The following is a 4879-nucleotide window of genomic DNA, read 5'->3' as shown; positions in this document are numbered from 1 at the left end:
AGTTTAAATAGTTTGTTTGACAGGGTGGGTCCATATAAGCAGTTATCGAGGAGCAGTTACCGAGGCATGTAACGCTTCGAGCAACGCAGCTGAGAAAGCAGGAAACCAGTATTATTGGATAAAGTATTACTGCCTCATCCCTTAAAACCGATAAAATTCACACCGCACTTTGTAGCTACTGAAAAGCTACTTTTTATCTCGCCTGCGGCGGTACGCCATAGCCCGGCAACTGACCAGCACCGCCTTATGGCCGCCAGTACCGTGTGGTTTTTTCGCATTGGGCATGCAGGCTTGACCATAGTTACAGGCGGAGCCAGCGTAACAACCGCCTTTGCTGCAGTTAACGCTTTTTCTGATCGCGGGGATTTTCATCGCCACAATGTAATCGGTTTCACAGTGATCAAATCAAGCGCTTGAATCGATCAACCCTATTTGCTTCAATCGACCCTCAATACCTTTTCATATAAAAAGCCGAAACAGCTAAGGTAGCCCCATGAAACGCGTTAGAATTTTAACTTGCACAGCCCTTGTTACCGTATTGACGGCCTGCGTTGCCCAGCCCGACGATGCCGCGATGGAGAGCAGCATTAGTAGCAGCTCACTCATTAGCTCTTCAAGTGCTCCTAACACCGTATCGAGCATGGCAAGCCTAAGCAGCGAATCTAGCGCCGTGACTTCCAGCGCTTTTATGAGCTCAAGCAGTGTGGCACCCGTGCCAAACGCAACCCCTATGGCCATGAACACTGATCGTTGGTATGTACTTGCCAACCGGGACAGTGGCTTGGCATTTGATATTGCGGAGATTTCGGAAGAAGCTGGCGCGGCATTAACACAGTGGAATCGAACCGACGGCGAAAACCAGCAGTTCCGCTTTGCTGATTCTGGCGATAATTATTACCGAATAATTGCACGCCACTCTGCTCTTGCGCTCGACTTGTACGAGTTCATTACCGACGAGGGCGCCGACATCGTACAATGGGAAGACCTAGGCGGTGAAAATCAGCAGTTTCGCATTCTAGACTTAGGTAATGGCTACCACCAGCTGAGTAACCGCTTAAGTAATAAAGTACTGGCGCCCGAGTTCAACTCTGATGTGGCCGGCGCCCGTATTACACAATACACCCGCAGCGCGGGGTTAGCGCAGCAATGGCAATTGGTCGATTTTGCTGCTTACACCCCCGCCCCCACTCCCGACCCAGATAATGGCAATACTGGCGAGTGTGGCGCGGGAACCTCGAAGGCGCGCGTTACCGGCCAACCTGGTAATTACCAAATGAATGGCCGTAACTTTGGCAGCGACTATAGGGGCGCGATATTCGCTGCGCTTGATGGGCTATCGTCAGGTCGAACCCAACAAGAGCGCGTTACCATTATGGCCAGCGGCGATGTGGGCGACGCCAGAATTAACCTCAAAAGCAATACCATCTTTGAAGTCTGCGGCACCATCAATACTGCACCTAACAATAGAGGCGCCATTACCATTTGGGGCTCTCGAACAGAAAACGTTTCCGTTCCTTTTCTTAAAATGACGGGCAACCCAGCTTTTGCAATGCTAATTGCCGATACCCACAACCTGCACCTTGGTCAAATTGATTTACGTATGAGCGGTGGTGCAGGCATACGCTTTGATAACCGTGGCACATCCACCAATGTGACCATCGACAGCGTATATGTTGAGGGCACCAGCGGGCACGGGGTAGAAACCTGGAATATCGACGGTTTAGAAATTGGCACTGTCGTCGCACGCGATACCGGTTATGCAGGCTTATTGCTCAACAATTCCCGCAACGCCAACATTGGCACTGTTGATGGCATAAATACTGGGGCCGGGACAGGCTATGCAACACTGCGCTTTGCCAATACCAATGGCCGCATAAACGACCAATACCCCACCAACATTTACGTCGACAAATTAATTTCGCGCGGCGGCGGCCGGGGTCTGTTCTGCGTGTCCCAATCTGGTGGTGTAGAAATTAATACTATTGACTTGGCGAATAACGGTAACAACTCGGCGCTTATCGAAAACTGTTATAACGTCACTATTAAGGGCGGCACCGTTAATGGCGGCGGCGAGTTTCGCATATCGGCCCGTTCGGAATTCAACAATACCCGAGACTTAACAGTGAGCAACCTTCAGGTAAGTAATACCAGCGTGCGTGAATCGCCCTGTGCAGATAATTCCAACTGGGTGAATTTAACCGTTACCGGCGGCAGCCGAAATATTTGTAATTAGTATAAAAATTGAAAGACCTGCAGGAGATGAAATCACACCGCTTTCTAAAGCATGCCTAAGTCCACGGCTTTAAGTGCAACGCGTGTGCGGCCGGTAACGCCCAGCGTGCCTACCGCCACGGTTTTAATGGTTGTTGTAGGTGTTCAGGTTGACTACCAAATATCACACAGACGGAACATCTTCTTTTTAAGACTGTTGTTATTCGGTGTGGCGGTTAGGCCATTATGTTGAGGCCCCAAAATAAAATGCTAACTATAAACCCGCCAAAAGATCAGATGTAAAAAAGCTTGCCTTCGTTAAAAATATTTGCAATAGCCAGCTATTACGCCATATTTTCGCCTCGTCAAGCAAGCACCCAAAAACCCAATTTCCAGCAACTTATTCAGTGCACGCCCCTAATCAACCGCTACCATCTCGACTTTTTCAAGACCATAGCGAGTGTATTTAAGCTCAAGTAAAGGGCTTTCACTGTAAACAATTATTTCACCCACGTTATCTACCCCTAAAATATTCCCCGTTTCGCTATCGGTCACCCATAGAGATGTTTTTCCATCGGCTTGCCACAATATACGAACTCTACCAGAGTCAATACGCGATACTGATCTATTAGCCGGCAAGTTATCAAGCAACGTTGCTTTTTGGGTTTGCCAATGTTCATCCAGATAAATAGCTTCTTTATATTCAATAATCACGCGCGCAATGTCAGCATCGAGTAGCCAAGTAGGTATTTCTGCGGTAAACAGCTGTTTCTCACTATGACTGGTAGCAACCACTTCAAGCTTGCCACATGAGTAGCGCTGGCTGTCAGACGGCTTAACTCATAAATAGTTTCGCCTGATCGATACTCATATTCACGCCACCAATCGACGACGCTCCAAGAGTGGATCCACTTAAGGGCCGAGGAAAAAATACTTTATCCAATAATACTTGCCTCTTACTTCCTCAACTGCGTTGCCCAAAGCGTTACATGCCTCGGTAACTGCTCCTCGACATTATGCTCCTCGATAACTGCTCCTGCGTTATCCTAATCTGCCACATCCGTGTGGCGGTGCAATGTCTAATAAAGTACATCCTGTACCGATGCGTTACCCTAATGATCTATGTCCATATAGGCCCCGGCATGCGCCCATTCGAGCGCCTTGCTGAGAAAACAGGCGCCTTCGTCTAATTGGACAAACTACTATTGCCTCGCCCCTAAGGCTGCTTTGGGTGCCATGCTATCGATCCGAGGGAACGAATCTCACGTCAATTCCTGCTAGATATATAGCAATCAAATATAGCTACCGAATCACCACTCAGATAGCTCCTTCATATGTGAACTGACATCCTTATTGATAAGGATACGTAATATTACGTATTTATTTTATGGCCAGAGACCTACACACTACTTACTGAAGGTCAGCAACACGGTTGATAATACCTTTATTGCCAAGAGTGATAATTGCGGATAACTTTGAATATATAAATTTTTTTTGATGATACCGCGACGGATGTTGTTTTAAGAAAGGAATAAAGCATGACGCTAGGATTTTTTAAACAAAAAGATTTTTTAGGCTATTGGTTACCACGCATATTAACCGGAATATCAATTACCCTATTCTTTCAATTGGGTTACGTCTGGGCATCTAAAGGCCATCATATCGATGTAATGAGCGGAGGAAATACGGCACTGGATCAAATGATCCCTCTTGTGCCTATTTTTATCATCCCGTACATAGCGGGATATTTATTTGTCTTTGCGCCCCTACTTTTACTTTCTGACCGAAAAGATTACTACTGGGGTAGCACAATATTTATTGCCGTCCTCAGTATTGGTTTTGTAGCGTTTAAATTATTCCCGGTGCTTTTAGAGAGAGACTATGCAACGGGCGATGATATATTCTCACGACTAACACTATTCCAACAAAAAATTGATACTCCGCTAAACAACTGCCCAAGTTTTCATGTAGCTTTAAACACTTACTGCTGGGGCTTACTCTATATAAAATACGGCAATAAAATGTTGAAGTGGATTTGGATTCCGGCACTTATCATTTCATCCACATTGCTCGTAAAACAACACCTAATTATAGATGTTATCGGTGGAACCCTACTAGGGATTGGGGCAACCATGATGTTTCACTCCCTACGAAAAAATCACTCCTTAAGCCAACCACTCTTTGCCGCTAGCCAGGCATTTGTATTGATTATGGTTTTTGTTAACTGGCAACAAATAGAAGTGATTTGGACAGGACTAGCAAACCCAGAGTTTTCTTTAGCTGACGTCGAACTATAAATATAGGTATAAGTACAGCTTTGAAGATATCCCTATTCAGGATGTCATTGTCGAGGAAGATTTTTCGTATGCACTGACAACAGACGTGCGCCAACTCAAGTTGGCGCGGCTAAATAGCCAAAGTTTTTCACATCGCCTCTGAAGCGATGAAATAACAGCTCATCCACTAAACCTTGATGCCGACATCCTTAGCTTCGTTGTTTAAGGGACGAGGAAACAATATTTCATCCACTAATGCTTGATTTCGACATCCTTACCTTCGTTGCTCAAAGCGTTACATGCCTCGGTAACTGCTCCATGCGTTACCCTAATGACCTATATCCGTATAGGCCCCGGCATGCGCCCCTTTAAGCGCCTCGATAAGAAAGCCG

General features: G+C 46.3%; 4 protein-coding genes. 3 read left to right on the top strand and 1 reads right to left on the bottom strand.

All coding sequences use genetic code 11. The annotated features are described in order from the left end of the window. Positions 1–114 precede the first annotated feature (114 nt). Together AC3A8L_RS19895 and AC3A8L_RS19890 are read left to right on the top strand one after the other, a co-directional pair. The gene (locus AC3A8L_RS19895) at positions 115–417 is read left to right on the top strand and encodes a hypothetical protein (protein WP_487964015.1); all 303 of its coding nucleotides are present in this window, start codon (positions 115–117) and stop codon (positions 415–417) included. Positions 418–493: 76 nt separating this feature from the next. Further along, the gene (locus AC3A8L_RS19890; protein WP_487964014.1) at positions 494–2233 is read left to right on the top strand and encodes an RICIN domain-containing protein; all 1740 of its coding nucleotides are present in this window, start codon (positions 494–496) and stop codon (positions 2231–2233) included. Positions 2234–2628: 395 nt separating this feature from the next. On the opposite strand, the gene AC3A8L_RS19885 is transcribed toward AC3A8L_RS19890, so the two are convergent. Then, entirely contained in the window at positions 2629–3006 is a 378-nt protein-coding gene (locus AC3A8L_RS19885; protein ID WP_487964013.1) for a hypothetical protein, read from the bottom strand. 743 nt (positions 3007–3749) lie between these two features. On the opposite strand from AC3A8L_RS19885, the gene AC3A8L_RS19880 reads away from it, so the two are divergent. Further along, the gene (locus AC3A8L_RS19880; RefSeq protein ID WP_487964012.1) at positions 3750–4508 is read left to right on the top strand and encodes a phosphatase PAP2 family protein; all 759 of its coding nucleotides are present in this window, start codon (positions 3750–3752) and stop codon (positions 4506–4508) included. Positions 4509–4879: the final 371 nt, after the last annotated feature.

The organism is Marinagarivorans sp. (genome assembly GCF_982758155.1).
Note: the sequence above shows the minus strand (reverse complement) of the source record. Positions and strands in the feature narration are given on the sequence as shown.